Below are 15,702 nucleotides of genomic sequence, written 5' to 3' on the forward strand. Positions count from 1 at the left end.
GGATATCGATGTTCAGACTGATTGCCGCAAACGTTATTGCCGGGGTCCTGCTGCTCGGCCTGCTGATCGCCATCCCGGTGCAGGCTGCCGAACCGGACAAGGTGAAGGCTGCGGCGCTGAAGACCTATGGCGATATCGCCCAGGCAATCTATGAGGATTCGACCACCACAGCGCGCGCGCTGCAGAAAGCCGTACAGGCTTTGATCGCCAAGCCGTCAGAAGCAACCCTCAAGGCGGCCCGTGAAGCCTGGATCGCCGCCCGCGTGCCCTACCAGCAGTCGGAAGTTTTCCGCTTCGGCAATCCTGTCGTCGATGCATGGGAAGGCCGTGTGAATGCCTGGCCGCTGGACGAGGGCCTGATCGATTATGTCGACAGCGGCAAGTATGGCGAAGAGTCGGATGAAAACCCGCTCTACACCGCCAATGTCATTGCCAACAAGAAGCTGAAGTTTGGCGGCAAGTCCCTGGATGCCAGCCGGATCGACTGGAAACTGCTGCGCAAGCTGCATGAAGTCGGCGGCGTCGAGGCCAATGTCGCCAGTGGCTATCATGCCATCGAATTCCTGCTCTGGGGCCAGGATCTGAACGGCACCGGCCCGGGTGCCGGCAACCGGCCCTGGACCGATTATGCCAAGCAGGGCTGCACCAATGGCAATTGCGACCGCCGCGCGCAGTATCTCAGTGTCGCCACCCAGCTGCTGGTCGAAGACCTAGCCTTCATGGCCAAGCAATGGTCCGCTGAGGGCGCGGCACGGAAGGCGCTGAAGAGCGGTGACAATGCAATCAGTGCAATGCTGACCGGTATCGGCAGCCTGTCTTATGGCGAACTGGCGGGCGAGCGCATGAAACTCGGCCTGTTGCTGCACGATCCGGAAGAGGAGCATGACTGCTTCTCCGACAACACACACAACTCGCATTATTACAACGTTGTCGGCATGCTGAATGTCTATGGCGGCGAATATACCCGCGTGAATGGCAGTGTGGTGAAGGGCCCAGCCCTGACCCAGCTGGTGCGCGCGACCGCCCCGGACCTCGATGCCGAAATGCGGGGCAAGCTGAAGGCGACGCTTGATTCAGTTGCGGCGATCAAGCAGCGGGCCGAAAGCAGGGAAGCCTATGACCAGATGATCGGCGAGGGCAATACCGAGGGCAATGCCCTGGTGCAGGCGGCCATCGATCGCCTGACCGATCAGACCAAAACCCTGGAGCGCGTGGTCGCGGCGCTCAAACTGAAGGTGACATTCGAAGGGTCGGACAGCCTCGATGCGCCTGACAAGGTCGGCAAGAAATAAGGCACACCTGGCGCTCGCCGCTCTCGCTGTCTATCTGACGGCGGGAGCGGCGCGCGCCGCCGAGGACGCGCCGGGTGGAAATGCCACCGGCCGGCGCCTGGATGCCACGGCCTTCTCCCAGCCATCGGGGAATATGGCCTTCGAGCGCCAGCTCGACTTCAAGGTCGGCGATGGCATTTTCCGCAAGCTCTGGGTTCCATCGCCGAGCTCGACCAAATCCTCCGATGGCCTCGGCCCGCTCTACAGCGCACGCAGCTGCCAGTCCTGCCATATCCGCGATGGCCGCGGCCAGCCACCGGCACCTCATGACGTGGCGGTCTCCATGGTGCTGCGCCTGAGTATTCCGCCGCAAAGCGATGCCGACCGGACTGCGCTGAAAGAGTTCATGCGCAATGTCACGCCGGAACCTGTGTATGGCACTCAGCTGCAGTCCTTCTCGGTGCCGGGCCTGCTGGCGGAAGGCCGCATGACGGTGCGTTACAGCGAACAGAGCGTGACGCTGGCCGATGGCGAAACGGTCCGGCTGCGCAAACCGCATTATGGCGCCAAAACCCTGAATTACGGACCACTGCATCCGCAAACCATGCTGTCGGCCCGCATCGCGCCGCCGATGATCGGCCTCGGCCTGCTGGAAATGATCCCCGAGGCTGCAATCCTCAGGCATGCCGATCCGGAAGATGGCAACGGCGACGGTATTGCCGGCCGGCCGAATCTGGTCTGGAGCCATGCTGAGCGACGCGTGATGCTGGGTCGCTTTGGCTGGAAGGCCGGCATGCCGACGATTGCCGATCAGGTCGCCGATGCCTTTGCCACCGATCTTGGTCTGTCGACCCATCTGATCCCGGCATCGCAAGGCGATTGCACGGCCGCACAGACAGCTTGCCGCGCCATGCCGACAGGAGACGATCTGCAGGAGAAGGTGGAGGTGCCGCGCAAGATGCTCGACCTCGTTACCTTCTACGCGCGGCATCTGGCGGTGCCGCCGCGTCGTCAGGCAAGTGATCCGGCGGTCATGCGGGGCAAGGGCCTGTTTGCTGCCGCCGGCTGCAACAGCTGTCATGTGCCGAGCTTTGTTACCGGCAGTGATGCGGCGCGCCCGGAACTGTCGGCACAGACCATCCATCCCTATTCCGACCTGCTGCTGCATGACATGGGCGAGGGGCTGGCCGATGAACGTCCGGAAGGGCAGGCTGACGGCCGGCAATGGCGCACGGCGCCGCTCTGGGGGCTGGGCCTGACCAGGACAGTGAGCGGCCATGACGCCATGCTGCATGATGGTCGCGCCCGCGGTGCACTGGAAGCCATCCTATGGCATGGCGGCGAGGCGGAAGCGGCGCGTGCGCGGGTGCAGCGCATGACGCGCGCCGAACGCACCGACCTGCTGGCCTTCATCAATTCGCTTTAAGTCTGACCGGAGTTTTCGCCATGCGTTGCTTAGCCGCCTTTCTTGCTGCTTTGAGCATTTTTGCTGCCATGCCCGGGCACGCAGTGGAGGCAAGTACCTATGCAGCCATGAACCGTGCCGCCGTCGAGGCCCATATCCTGCCGCGCTACGATGCGCTGGTGGTGGCGACCGGCAGTCTAGACGCGGCTGCCAAGAGTTATTGTGCTGCGCCGACCAGCAGGCCGGTGACCGAATTGCAGGCTGCCTTCGGCGCCACCATGGACGCCTGGGAAGACATCCAGCATGTGCGGTTTGGCCCGGTGGACTGGTTCTTCCGCAGCCAGCGCTTCGCCTTCTGGCCCGATCCGCGCAATACGATTGGCAAGCAGATGGGCGAGGTGTTGTCGAAGCATGCCGCCGGTTCGATCGATGCCGATCTGCTGGCCAAAGGCAGTGTCGCTATCCAGGGTCTGCCCGCCATGGAACGACTGATCTTCGGAGAGGAAGCCGCCAAGCTGAAGAGCGGTCCTGATGCGGCCTATCGCTGCCATTATGTCGAGGCGATTGCCATCAACCTTGCACGTATCGCACAGGACACCCGCGCGGCCTGGCGCGAGGGCGGCGACAAGGCCTTTGCCGCCGTCATGCTCGACACCACGAAGCCGGATGCGCCCTATCGCGAGGAACAGGAAGCCACGCTGGAGCTGTTCAAGGCGCTGTATCTGGCTGTTGAGCTGGCATCCGATCACAAGCTGGCGCGGCCGCTGGGCGCATCGGCCAATGATGCACGTCCCCGACTGGCACAGGCCTGGCGCAGCGAGCGGTCGCTGCGCAATATCCAGCGCAACCTTCTGGCTGCCCGCGATCTGTATCTGACGGCCTTTGCACCAGCGGTGACGGACAAGGCGCTGGATAGCGCCATCCGCGAGGCCTTTGGCCGGGTGCTGATCACCGCATCGGCGCTGAAACAGCCGCTGGAAACCGCCGTGCAGGACAAGACAGCACGACCGCTGGCCGAGAAGCTGGCGGCCGAGGCCCTGGCCCTGAAAAAGCTGCTGGGCGACAGACTGCCGCCGGCGCTGGATATTCCGGTCGGTTTCAATGCGCTGGATGGTGACTGAGATGCTGACCCGTCGTTCAGCCCTGTTATCGCTCGGCGCGACAGCGCTGCTGCCACTGGCGACTCAGGCGACGCCCGGCGAGCGCCTGTATCTGAATGCCTTTGGCGAGAAGGGCAGTTTCGGCCTGGCGGCCTTCGATGGCGATGGCAGGATCCGTTACCAGCTGCCGCTGCCACAGCGCGGTCACAGCTTCGCCCGGCGGGCCGATGGTCGCATGGCAGTGGCATTCTCGCGGCGACCTGGCAGTTTCGCGCTGGTCTTCGATCCGGTGGCCGGCACTGCCATCCGCACCATTGCCGCCGCCGAAGATCGGGACTTCTGCGGTCATGGCACCTTTAGCGCCGATGGCCGGCTGTTGTTCACCACCGAGGTTGTCGGCTCGACCGGTGAAGGTGTGCTTGGCATCTACGATGCGGCAGAGGACTTTACTCGGGTCGGTGAGTTCGCCACCCATGGCCTCGATCCGCACGAGATGCGCCTGATGCCCGATGGCAGCACCCTGGTGGTGGCCAATGGCGGCATCCTGATGCGGGCCGACATGCCGCGCCTGAAACTGAACATTGCCGATATGGACCCGTCGCTGGTCTATCTGGATGCCCGCGACGGCCGGCTGCTGGCCCAGATCCGGCCGGCGGCGGCGCTGCGCCAGCTCAGCCTGCGCCATATCGCCATCGACCGGCATGGCCGGGTGGCGGTCGCCATGCAGTATGAAGGCCCGGAGGACGATCCGGTGCCGCTGGTGGCGCTGCATGACGCACCGGCCGGCGCAGCCGGGCTGGAATACCTGGCGATGCCCGAGGCAGACCGGGCCGGCATGCGGCAGTATTGCGGGTCGGCAGCCATGGATGCCGGCGGACGCCATCTGGCGGTCAGCAGTCCGCGCGGCAACCGGGTGCTGGTCTGGGATCTCGACAGCCGCATCATGGTGCAGTCGGCCGAGGCCCGGGATGTCTGCGGGATCGCGGCGCAGGCGCGCTCTGGATTTCTGGCATCGAACGGGCTGGGCCGGATGTTCAGCCTGATGGCGGGTAGCGGGATCGAGGAACTGACGGCGCGCAGCAGACTGCAATGGGACAATCATATGGTGATCGCAGGGTGAAGCGCAGGAAAGCCGGATTTGGTTGGAAAACCCATATTCTTTATTTTCCATAATATACATTATCCGATTCATAGGCCATTTGCGAGGTGTTGCGTTTTAGCCGCCTCAGCATCCGCCTGACCCAGTACCCACTCTCAGTACTCGGGACGATTAATCGGCTTACCTCAGCACATGTCGCCAGACCCGCGCCGGGATACCCCCTTGCAGCGCTCGGCCGACGCTGCAAGGGGAAGCCGACGATCTGGGTACCAACCGCGCGTCAGGCCCAGTTGGCTGCAATCACTGCATTGAGGTCGTCATCCAGTCCCGCAGCCGCCAGAGTCATCTGACCGGCAGCCGGCGGGCTGAAGCTGGCCATCGCCGAGACCAGGTTGGCGACATTGGCGGCCGACAGGCTGCGGCTGCCATCCACCGTCACGATGCCGTCGACACGTCGCGTCGCGTCAGCATACCAGTCCTCCATGATCACGCTGCTGGCGGTCTCGCCGATCACGTCGATCCGCAGGTCGTCACCGACTTGACGGAACCACAGCTGGTCATGCGTGACACCTGTAGTGAAGCGCAGTGTATCGGTGGTTCCAGCGGCGTCTGTAATCCCCGCCTGCACCACGGTATCGATGCCATGACCACGAGACACCTGATAGGTGTCGTTGCCTGCGCCGCCATCCAGAATGTCATTGCCCAGCGCACCGATCAACGTGTCGGTTCCGCCCATGCCACTGATTCGGTCGTCGAGCGAGGTGCCGGTGTGAGTGCGATTGTTGGAATCGCCGACGAAAGTCCAGCCGCCGCCAGTCCAATTCGTGATATCAACGTAGACATCAGTGAACTGCAGAAGTTCCACGCCGCTCAGCGTGTCGGTAGCTTCGGTATTCGGGGAGACAATCGTTACGATACCGCCACTGTACGTCAGTGTGTAATTGAGTGCCGACAGGCCGTAACGCGCAATATCGATGCCGTCACCCCCAATGATCGTGTCGTTGCCTTCGTTTCCGGTAATTGTATCGTTGCCCGCCCCACCGTTCAGGATATTGACGTTCGCATCACCAACCAGGGTATCCGCGAAGGCCGAACCGGTCAGGTTCTCAACCTCGACAAAGGTATCGCCCTGCGCATCGCCTCCAGAGCCGGTGCCGGCGGTCAGGTTAACAGAAACCCCTGCCGTCGAGGTGCTGTATTCTGCAGTGTCATTACCGACGCTACCCGTCAGCACGTCAGCTCCGGCACCGCCGATCAGGATGTCATTCCCATAGCGACCATGCAGGTTGTCGTTGCCGGCCAGGCCGATCAAGGTGTTGTTTGTGTCATCGCCAATCAGGGCATCCCCGAAATCCGAGCCCTCAAGATTTTCGATGCTTAAATAGACGTCGCCGATGGCTTCGCCGCCCCGCACGGTGTTGTAAAGGCTCGCGGTAATGCCGCTCGTGGCAAAGCGATAACTCGCGGTATCGGTGCCGCCCACGCCGCTGAGAGTGTCGGCTCCGGCGCCGCCGGTCAGGATGTTGTTGCCGGAGTCGCCGACCAGTGCGTCATTGAAGGCCGAGCCGATAAGGTTTTCGAACGACCAGAACGTGTCGCCGGCTGCATCGGCGTATTGCGCTATCCCGTTCGTCAGATTGACAGAGACACCTGCCGAGGAGGTTGCGTAGCTGAGCGTGTCATTGCCATAGCCGCCATCCAGGCTGTCGGCGCCGGCACCACCCTCAATGACGTTGTCGCCCGCGCTGCCGACCAGGGCATCACCAAACGCGCTGCCCCGAAGATTCTCGATATCCGTCAGCGTATCTCCCGCACCGTCGCCATACGGAGCACCGGCGCCGGCGGCGAGATCGATGAAGACCCAGTCCTGCGAGCCGCTGTAATCCGCCAGATCGATGCCGTCACCGCCATGCAGTTGGTCCGCGCCTGCACCACCGATCAGGATATTGTCGCCGGCATTGCCGGTCAGCACGTCGTTATAGGCCGAGCCGATCAGGTTTTCGATATTGGTCAGGACATCACCGGCCGCCTCGCCGGCCATGCCGCTGCCCGTCGCCAAGCTGACGGAAATGCCGGCCGATGCCATTGCATAGCTTGCCGTGTCGATGCCGCCTTCGCCATTCAGTTGGTCTGCCCCTGCTCCGCCGATCAGCAAGTTGGCAGTGGCGTTCCCAGTCAGAACGTCATTGAAATTGCTGCCAATCAGATTTTCGATCTGCGTGAGAGTGTCACCATTGGCATCGCCGGCCCAGCCGGTGCCGCTGGTCAGGCTGACGCCTACCGCTGCTGTGCTGGTTCTGTAATCGGCCGAGTCAATGCCGGCTCCGCCGTTCAGAGTGTCAGACCCAACACCACCGATTAGAGTGTCATTGCCGCCATTACCCTGGAGGCTGTCATTTCCATTCAGGCCCCAGAGCATGTTGTTATTGTCATCGCCGCTCAGTACGTCGAGGAAATTTGAACCCTCAAGGTTCTCAATGCTGCTAAAGGTATCACCAGTGGCCTCACCAGACCGCGATGAGGTCAGGAGTGACGCGGTAACACTGCCTGTGGCATAGCGATAGCTCGCCGTATCGTCCCCCAACCCACCCTGGATACTATCCGCGCCAAGCCCACCGATCAGGATATTGTTACCGGCATCGCCAATGAGCGTGTCATTGTAGGCACTGCCGCGGATATTTTCAAAATTGCTGATGATATCGCCGGCTGCATGCCCGCCCGAGCCCGCCCCGCTCGCCAGATTAGCTGTAACGGCGACGTTGGATGCCGCATAGGACAGCATGTCGATGCCGTCGCCACCATCCATGGTATCAGCCCCGCCGCCACCTTCGATGATGTCGTTGCCGGCCTGACCGTAGATGTAGTCACTTCCAGCCAGGCCATCGATAATGTCATCGAAGGGTGTGCCGACAATTTCGTCATCGCCGGTGGTTCCATTTAGGGTGGCGCCAATGCCGCCATCGGAGAACTGGATGCCTTCGATGCCATTCAGGGTGACGGCGCTGGACAGGCCGCCGCCCGATACGGTGATCACTCCGCCGGGGCCATTCACGATCGTGTAGCTGGCTTTGGTACCGGAGAAGGCGGCGACGTCGGTGCCGCCGCCCCCGATGACCGTGGTACCACCAGCATTGACAACGATCATATCATGGCCAGCGCCGCCATCGAGCGTCGTACCGGTCGCGCTGCTGCCGGTGATCGTGTCGTTATAGCCCGAGCCGATGACATTCTCGATCCCGGCATAGGTGACGCCATTGCTGCCGACGCCTGTCAGCAGATTGACCGAAACGGCACCGGAGCCGGCATGGGTTATCGTATCCATGCCGTTGCCGCCGACCACCGCGGTATTGGCTGCGCTTACCGTAAAGGTATCGTTGCCGTCGCCGCCGTTCAGCGTACCGCCCGCGATCACGCTGCCCGTGATAGTGTCGCCATAGGCAGAACCGATCACGCTCTCGAAGCTGCTAAGCGAATCGCCGTTGCTACTGGTGCCGGCGACAAGGTTGACCGTTACACCGGCGGTGGCATTGGCATAAGATACCGTGTCGTAGTCATACAGGCCTTCGAGAACGTTGTTCGCGCCATTGACAACGAATGTATCGTTGCCCCAGCTGCCATTGAACGTGTTGCCGCCAGCAACACTGCCAATCACGGTGTCGGCAAAGTTCGAGCCAATGACCCCTTCAATGCCGGACACGATTCCGCCGTTGCTGGTCGTCCCGTCCGCCAGATTGACGGTCACTGCCCCGGAGGCAGCCGCAAACGAGACGACGTCGGTTCCCAGACCGCCGACCACGCCGGTATTGGCAGCGCGGACATAAATCGTGTCGTTGCCGTCGCCGCCATTCAGCGTGCCGCCTGCCGTGTTGCTGCCGGTGATCGTGTCGTTAAAGTCAGAGCCGATCACGCTCTCGACACCGCTGTAGCTGACACCGTTGCTGCCAGCGCCAGTATTCAGGTTGATGGTGACACCCGTGGCAGAACTGGCATGGGACACCGTATCGGTGCCGTTGCCGCCGATCACTGTGGTATTAGCGCCCTTGACGATGATCGTGTCGTTGCCATCGCCGCCATTCAGCGTGCTGGCCGCCGTGCTGCCCGACAGGGTGTCGTTATACGCACTGCCAACGACCGTCTCGATGCCGGTGAAGGTATCACCATTACTGCTGGTGCCGATGGCGACGTCGACCGTCACGCCCGTGCCGAGATTGGCATAGGACAGCGTGTCCCCACTACCGGCACCACCATCGACTATGGTATTGGCCGCACCAATCACAATTGTGTCGTTACCGTTGCCGCCATTCAGCGTCGCGCCCACGGCACTGCCACCGATGATGGTGTCGGCAAAGCCGGAACCGATCACGTTCTCTACACCAGTGAAGGTGCTGCCGTTGCTGCTGATCCCTGCGGCTAGGTTGATGGTCACGCCAGCCCCGGCACTGGCAAAAGTCACTGTATCGGTGCCGTTGCCGCCGATCACCGTGGTATTGGCACCATTGATGATGATGGTGTCGTTGCCGGCGCCTGCATTCAGGGTGCCACCCGCCGTGGCGCTGCCAGTGATCGTGTCGGCGAAGCCGGAGCCAATTACGCTTTCCACGCTGGACAGCGTGTCACCGGCGCTGCTCGTGCCCGCCGTCAGATTGACAGTCACGCCCGTCGCAGCGATTGCATAAGAAACTGTATCTGTGCCAGCGCCACCGATCACCGTGGTGCTACTGGCATTGACCGTGATGGTATCGTGACCATCGCCGCCGTTTAAAGTAGTGCCGGTTGCAGCGCTACCAATGATACTGTCTGCAAAACTGGAACCGACGGCATGTTCAATACCAGACAGCGTGTCGCCGTTGCTACTGGTCCCGTTTACAAGATCCACGGTCACGCCAGTTGCGGCTGAGGTATAGGAAACCGTATCGCTACCGTTGCCGCCGATGACGATAGTGTTGGCCGCACCAACCGAAATGGCGTCATCACCATCGCCGCCATCCAGCGTACCACCTGGCGTAGTGCTGCCGGTAATCGTGTCGGCAAAGGCAGAACCGACCACACTCTCGATGCCACTATAGGTGATGCCATTGCTACCGGTGCCGGCAGCAAGGTTGATCGTCTGGCCCGTTGCAGCACTGGCATGCGACACTGTATCGATGCCATCGCCGCCGATCACAGTAGTATTGTTCGCATTGACGATGACGCTGTCATTGCCGTCGCCGCCATTCAGAAAGCCACTGGCGATCGAGCTGCCTATGATTGTGTCGTCTTGGGCGCTACCAATGACGCTTTCAATGCTGGTGACGACGTCGCCGTTACTGCTGGTACCGACAGTAAGGTCGACTGTCACACCAGTACCGAGACTGGCATAAGAAATCGTGTCAATTCCGCCACCGCCATCGACAAAAGTATTCGATGCACCGATCACAATCGTATCGTCACCCCCTGCTCCAGAGAGAGAGGCATTCGCTGCACTGCCACCAGTTATGGTATCTGCCTGATCAGAGCCTATAACATTCTCAATCGACGAGAGCATGTCGCCTTCGGCATCACCGCCGCTACCAGTCCCTGTCTGCAAATTTATAGTCACACCGGCGACCGAGCCACTGTAATCGGCTGTATCGCTGCCCGCCCCACCATTCAGCGTGTCGGCACCAGCGCCACCGATCAGCGTATCATTGTCATCGCCGCCATTCAGCGTGTCGTCGCCGTCGCCACCGACAAGAACGTCATCGCCGCCCCAACCATTGAGTAGGTTGTTGCCGTTGGCGCCTGTAAAGCTATCGGCATAGGCTGTACCGGCGAGATTTTCGATGCCAGTCAGCGTGTCGCCCTGCGCATCACCGCCTGTGCCTACCCCGGTGGCGAGGCTGACTGTTACGCCAGCAGCGGAATTCGCGTAACTGGCGGTATCGGTCCCACCTCCGCCGACCAGAGCATCTGCACCACCCCCACCTTCCAACGTATCGGCGCCGTTGCCACCGTCTAGCGCGTTACTGCCGGCATCACCAATCAAGGTATCGCTATTGCTTGAGCCTACAAGATTCTCAATCCCGGATAGAGCGTCACCTTGTGCATCACCGCCTGTACCTGCACCGGTGGCGAGATTGACTACGACGGCGGCAGAGCCAGCATAACTTGCGGTATCAGTGCCATCGCCACCCATGAGCATGTCTGCACCGCTGCCACCAAGCAGAGTATCATTGCCCTGACCACCATCTAACGCGTCAGACCCACCATTACCGCGTAGTTCATTGGCATTGCTATCGCCAGTCAGCGTGTCAGCTTGCCCGGACCCAAAGACATTCTCGATGCCTGTCAGTGCATCGCCTTGCGCGTCACCGCCCGTACCGGTACCGGATGCCAAATTCACTGTCACGCCAGCACTGGAGGCTGTATAGCTCGCGGTATCAACGCCATTGCCACCGATCAGAACGTCGGCATCGGCACCACCGGTCAGCGTGTCATTGTCGTCGCCGCCATCAAGTGTGTCGGCACCGGCCCCACCGATCAGACTATCGTTGCCGACTTCGCCATTCAGGGTATCAGCGCCAAGACCGCCGTCGAGCGTGTCGCCACCGCCACCGCCACTCAACGTATCGTTACCACCACCGCCTTCGAGACGATTGGCAACAGTGCTACCAGTCAGCGTGTCATCTTGGGAAGATCCAACCAGATTCTCTATCGAGGTCAGACTATCGCCTTCTGCATCACCACCTGTACCAGTACCGGTCGTCAGGTTAACGTTGACCCCGCTGGCCGACGTCAAATATTGCGCTGTATCAGTAGCGGAGCCGCCATCGATGACATCAGCGCCCGCGCCGCCAGCCAGCGTGTCATTGCCGTTACCACCTTCGAGCCTATTGTCGCCAGCCGTACCGGTAAGGGTGTCATTGCTGTTTGAGCCAACCAGGTTTTCAATACCGTTCAGCGTGTCGCCTTGCGCATCGCCGCCAGTACCTGTACCTGCCTCAAGATTGACACTTATGCCGCTTGCAGAGCCCGCGTAGCTCGCCGTATCGGTCCCATCGCCGCCGATCAGCGTATCGGCCCCCTCACCGCCGGTCAGGGTATCATCGCCAAGGCTGCCATCAAGCGTATTGGCGTTGCCATCGCCGATCAGAGTGTCATTGCCGTCAGAGCCAACCAAGTTCTCGATGTTGGTCAGCACATCGCCTTCGGCATCACCACCAAGGCCAGTGCCCGTCGCCAGATTGACCACAACGCCTGCTGATGAACCGGCATAGCTTGCTGTGTCGATATCGGCGCCGCCATCGAGCGCATCAGCACCGGCGCCCCCCACAAGCAAGTCGGCGCCGGCTTCGCCAGTCAGCGCGTCAGCGCCATCCAAGCCATAAATCTCATCATTTGCGACTGTGCCAGCGAGGTTGTTATTGGTTTCATCGCCAATGATAGTCGTCATAGTCTGTCCCCTCTTGCGTGCTCGACTCGTTTGGTCGCTTTGATTGTGTTTTTTGAGGGTCCTACTACTTTACGGGCAGTGTCAACTTCCATAGGTAGAGTAGTTTTAAAATTAACACTCCTTAAGATGCAGAATTCATTACAGAAATCGCCTCCGGTGTTTTTACGTGATGCTGCCTACCCGCTATATTCCAAGTCATTCCTTGAGGCGGGTCTGGGCTGAATACCGTTGACTAAATAGGGAGGCAGGCCGGTGCTGAAATTCGCTTTGACGGACTGGTCTGTATGATTTCCGATACCGCCCTGTCCCCGAATGGCGACGCTCTTCCTGATATATACCAAGTTGCCCCGCAACCACTTTAACGGGGCTTGGCTACAACCTCTACGCGATGCTGAAAAAAGAATCTTGAGGGGCGCAAGCGGGGATGATCAGGGCGTAAAACGAAACACTGATAAGGCTCAACAGAACGCTACAGCAAACATGTGAGAAATGGATTTAGTTGAATATTTACAGATTGTTAGCATGCAACGAATTTCCGAAATGACCTAGTTTCAAATAAATTGATGGATCTTCCGAAACCCTCGCCGCGTGTCAGTTGGCCGTAAGGCGCCTCGTCCATCCTCGACAATTATCATCACCTCCGAGGATCACATGACGACGAAGCTGCTGTTTCACTCTCGACACATCCTGGTCGCGCTTCTGATGGCATTGGCTGGCAGCCAGGCCTTCGCTGCGCCGCCGCCGGGTGGTCAGCTCAACTTCACCATCCTTCGCAATGGCAGCGAGGTTGGCAGTCATGAGATGCTGTTCCGGCGAACCCCGGATGACCTGCAGATCGATATCGCCACCAAGGTTCTGGTCAAGGTCGCCTTCATCCCGGTCTACCGGTTTGAGCATGAGGGCCACGAAGTCTGGCATGGCGACCGGCTGACCCGGCTGTGGTCCAAGACCAACGATGATGGCACGTCGCACGCCCTGAATGTGACGGCAGCCGGTCCGGCTCTGGCCGTTCTGGCCGATGGCAACCCTGTCGTAGATCGCCCGCTGCGCATTCCCGCCAGCCTGTGGCATGAAGGCATTCTGCGTCAGTCCGCGATCCTGAATACCCTGGACGGCAGCAGCATGGCGATTGCGGTTTCCGACCTGGGCAGCGAAAACATTCCGGTGGCCGGGCGTCCGGTCCCTGCCCGGCATTATGCCATTACAGGCGATCTGCAGCGTGAACTCTGGTATGATGAGCATAATGTTCTGGTCAAAGTGCGTTTCAAGGCCAAGGATGGCTCTGACATCGAATATATCCGCCGCTAGCCGTGCCGCAGACGCAGGAAGCACCGCATGCGTCTGCTGTTGATCGAGGATGAGGAGCGGCTGCGCGAATTGGTGCAGCAAAGTTTGGTGCGCGCTGGCTTTACTGTGGATGCGACGGGCACGGCCGAAGATGCTCAGGCCGCGCTCAGCACGACGCAGTATGATGTCATCGTTCTCGATCTTGGTCTCCCAGATGCCGATGGCATTACCGTGCTGCAAGACCTGCGGCAGCGCCGGGACGCGACACCCGTGCTTGTCCTCACGGCGCGCGATGGCGTCGACGATCGGGTTTCCGGGCTGAATTCCGGCGCGGATGATTACCTGCTCAAGCCGTTTGCCATGCCGGAACTGATTGCGCGTCTCAAGGCATTGCTGCGCCGTCCTGCCGGCATTCTGGGCACGGTTCTGGAAGCCGGCAATATCAGTTTCAATACGGCTGACCGCTCGCTCACCGTCGGCGGAAAGCCGGTGATGTTGACGCCACGTGAACTTGCCCTGCTGGAAAATCTGCTGCGTCGCGCCGGCCGCGTTGTCCCCAAGACGATTCTGGAAGAGCGTATATACGGATTTGATGACGAGGTGACGCCGAATTCCCTTGAAGTGCTGCTGCATCGTCTGCGCAAGAAACTCGCCGGCTGCCAATTCTCAGGTGAAATTCACACGATCCGCGGCGTCGGCTATCTGCTGGCAGAAGGGACTGCGTCCTGACCATCAAGAGCGACCGCAAAGGCTGGACTCTGCAAGGCCGCCTGGCCCTGCGGCTCGGACTTGTGCTGCTTGCGTCGATGCTGCTGCTGGCAAGCGTCATGGCCCATTACACCTGGCTGGCAATCGACAACCTGGACGATGTGAGCCTGCAGATCCAGGCCGAGCAGATTGCAGAGAACATCCAGCTGACAGGAGGCACGCCGACACTTCGGTTGCCTGAAAATCTTCAGCGTGCTTACGATCAGTCCGGCAGCAGTTATCTTTACGCCGTCATCGACAACAAAAGAAATATTCTGATCGCATCGGAGGATAAGGCGCGGGACGTATTCTCAATCCTATCAGCCGAGCAGTTGCAGCGCCCGGAGTCCTACTTCCGGCTTATCAATGGCGACGGCTCCGGCGCTCCCTATTACGTATTGCAAAAGACCCTCGCAGGACGCCCGGACCTGCACATTGTTGTGGCGCAAGGCCATCTTCACAGCGACGTTTACATCGATACCCTGCTTACAGAATTCGCCAGCCATATCGGATGGACCCTGCCGATCATCCTGATCAGCACCCTGCTCTTTTCGGTATGGACAATCCGTACCAGCCTGCGGCCAATCAAGGATCTCTCAGACCGCGCGCGCATGATTCGCCCGGAGACCCGAGGTCTGCGCCTGCCGACATCGGAAGTCTCGGACGAAATGCTGCCGCTGATCCAGGCGATCAACAACGCACTGGATCGTTTCGAGAAAGGCTTTGAAGTACAACGGCGCTTCACCGCCAATGCGGCTCATGAATTGCGCACTCCGCTTGCCCTCCTCACGGCCCGTTTGGATCAGCTTGAAAAAAGCACCACGGCCCAGCAGCTCGCCAGCGACATCGAGCGCATGAACCGGCTGGTGTCCCAGTTGCTGCTGGTATCCAGACTCGAAAATACCACTCCGGCTCTTGAGCCTGACGTCGACCTCAATGTGGTTGGAGAAACAGTCGTTGCATTGATGGCGCCGCTCGCCATTGCCCAGAATAAGTCAATCGCTCTGCGTCGGGCATCAGGCCCTGTCAGGGTGCTGGCGATGCAGCATCAGTTGGAAGATGCGGTGCGGAACCTGATCGAGAATGCAATCAGCCACACGCCGCCCGGCACTGAAGTGGACGTGTCGATTGGCGAGGATGGCAGCCTCGCAGTCCGCGATTACGGTCCCGGCGTTCCGATTGATCTCCGTGAGCGGATATTTGAACGCTTCTGGCGCGGACGTGAACGCAGCGGCGGTGCAGGCCTTGGCCTGGCCATCGTTGCTGAAACCATGCGCGCGCATGGCGGTCGGGTCAGCGTGGATGATGCAACCGACGGCGGGGCGGTTTTCACGCTCCATCTGCAATTGGATAAATCGACGCTGTAATTCTTTATAAATTTC

At 60.4% G+C, this 15,702-nt stretch carries 8 protein-coding genes; 7 read left to right on the forward strand and 1 reads right to left on the reverse strand.

Features of this window, described 5'->3' with window-relative positions:
* Nucleotides 1-8 precede the first annotated feature (8 nt).
* From AAG821_RS04375 to AAG821_RS04390, 4 genes are all read left to right on the forward strand, one after another.
* Complete coding sequence (locus AAG821_RS04375) at nt 9-1,292, forward strand: imelysin family protein (RefSeq protein WP_341910496.1); 1,284 nt, start codon at nt 9-11, stop codon at nt 1,290-1,292.
* Entirely contained in the window at nt 1,264-2,697 is a 1,434-nt protein-coding gene (locus tag AAG821_RS04380) for a di-heme oxidoredictase family protein (protein WP_341910494.1), read from the forward strand. The genes AAG821_RS04375 and AAG821_RS04380 overlap by 29 nt, the downstream gene beginning before the upstream one ends.
* 107 nt (nt 2,698-2,804) lie before the next feature.
* Complete coding sequence (locus AAG821_RS04385; RefSeq protein WP_341910492.1) at nt 2,805-3,797, forward strand: imelysin family protein; 993 nt, start codon at nt 2,805-2,807, stop codon at nt 3,795-3,797.
* Nucleotide 3,798: 1 nt separating this feature from the next.
* Nucleotides 3,799-4,896, forward strand: coding sequence for a DUF1513 domain-containing protein (locus tag AAG821_RS04390; RefSeq protein ID WP_341910490.1), 1,098 nt, complete (start codon nt 3,799-3,801; stop codon nt 4,894-4,896).
* Nucleotides 4,897-5,155: 259 nt separating this feature from the next.
* Here the strand turns inward: AAG821_RS04390 and AAG821_RS04395 are convergent, their stop codons facing one another.
* The gene (locus AAG821_RS04395) at nt 5,156-12,286 is read right to left on the reverse strand and encodes a calcium-binding protein (protein ID WP_341910488.1); all 7,131 of its coding nucleotides are present in this window, start codon (nt 12,284-12,286) and stop codon (nt 5,156-5,158) included.
* A 651-nt stretch (nt 12,287-12,937) separates the two neighbouring features.
* Here AAG821_RS04395 and AAG821_RS04400 point away from each other — a divergent pair.
* From AAG821_RS04400 to AAG821_RS04410, 3 genes are all read left to right on the forward strand, one after another.
* Complete coding sequence (locus tag AAG821_RS04400; RefSeq protein WP_341910487.1) at nt 12,938-13,594, forward strand: DUF6134 family protein; 657 nt, start codon at nt 12,938-12,940, stop codon at nt 13,592-13,594.
* Between the two features lie 27 nt (nt 13,595-13,621).
* On the forward strand, nt 13,622-14,302 hold the full coding sequence (locus tag AAG821_RS04405) for a response regulator (protein ID WP_341910486.1): 681 nt from the start codon (nt 13,622-13,624) through the stop codon (nt 14,300-14,302).
* A gap of 77 nt (nt 14,303-14,379) precedes the next feature.
* Nucleotides 14,380-15,687 carry an ATP-binding protein gene (locus tag AAG821_RS04410; RefSeq protein ID WP_341910485.1) on the forward strand — a complete coding sequence of 436 codons (1,308 nt, stop codon included), beginning with the start codon at nt 14,380-14,382 and terminating at the stop codon, nt 15,685-15,687.
* Nucleotides 15,688-15,702 lie beyond the last annotated feature (15 nt).

The organism is Ferrovibrio terrae (genome assembly GCF_943372915.1).
In the GTDB taxonomy this organism is placed as follows: Bacteria; Pseudomonadota; Alphaproteobacteria; order Ferrovibrionales; family Ferrovibrionaceae; genus Ferrovibrio; species Ferrovibrio terrae_A.

What these genes read in the sequence shown, in the direction of transcription:
- AAG821_RS04405 (WP_341910486.1), top strand. Translation starts at nt 13,622, where the DNA reads ATGCGTCTGCTGTTGATCGAGGATGAGGAGCGGCTGCGCGAATTGGTG.
- AAG821_RS04400 (WP_341910487.1), top strand. Translation starts at nt 12,938, where the DNA reads ATGACGACGAAGCTGCTGTTTCACTCTCGACACATCCTGGTCGCGCTT.
- AAG821_RS04375 (WP_341910496.1), top strand. Translation starts at nt 9, where the DNA reads ATGTTCAGACTGATTGCCGCAAACGTTATTGCCGGGGTCCTGCTGCTC.
- AAG821_RS04385 (WP_341910492.1), top strand. Translation starts at nt 2,805, where the DNA reads ATGAACCGTGCCGCCGTCGAGGCCCATATCCTGCCGCGCTACGATGCG.
- AAG821_RS04390 (WP_341910490.1), top strand. Translation starts at nt 3,799, where the DNA reads ATGCTGACCCGTCGTTCAGCCCTGTTATCGCTCGGCGCGACAGCGCTG.
- AAG821_RS04380 (WP_341910494.1), top strand. Translation starts at nt 1,264, where the DNA reads ATGCGCCTGACAAGGTCGGCAAGAAATAAGGCACACCTGGCGCTCGCC.
- AAG821_RS04395 (WP_341910488.1), bottom strand. Translation starts at nt 12,286, where the DNA reads ATGACGACTATCATTGGCGATGAAACCAATAACAACCTCGCTGGCACA.
- AAG821_RS04410 (WP_341910485.1), top strand. Translation starts at nt 14,380, where the DNA reads ATGCTGCTGCTGGCAAGCGTCATGGCCCATTACACCTGGCTGGCAATC.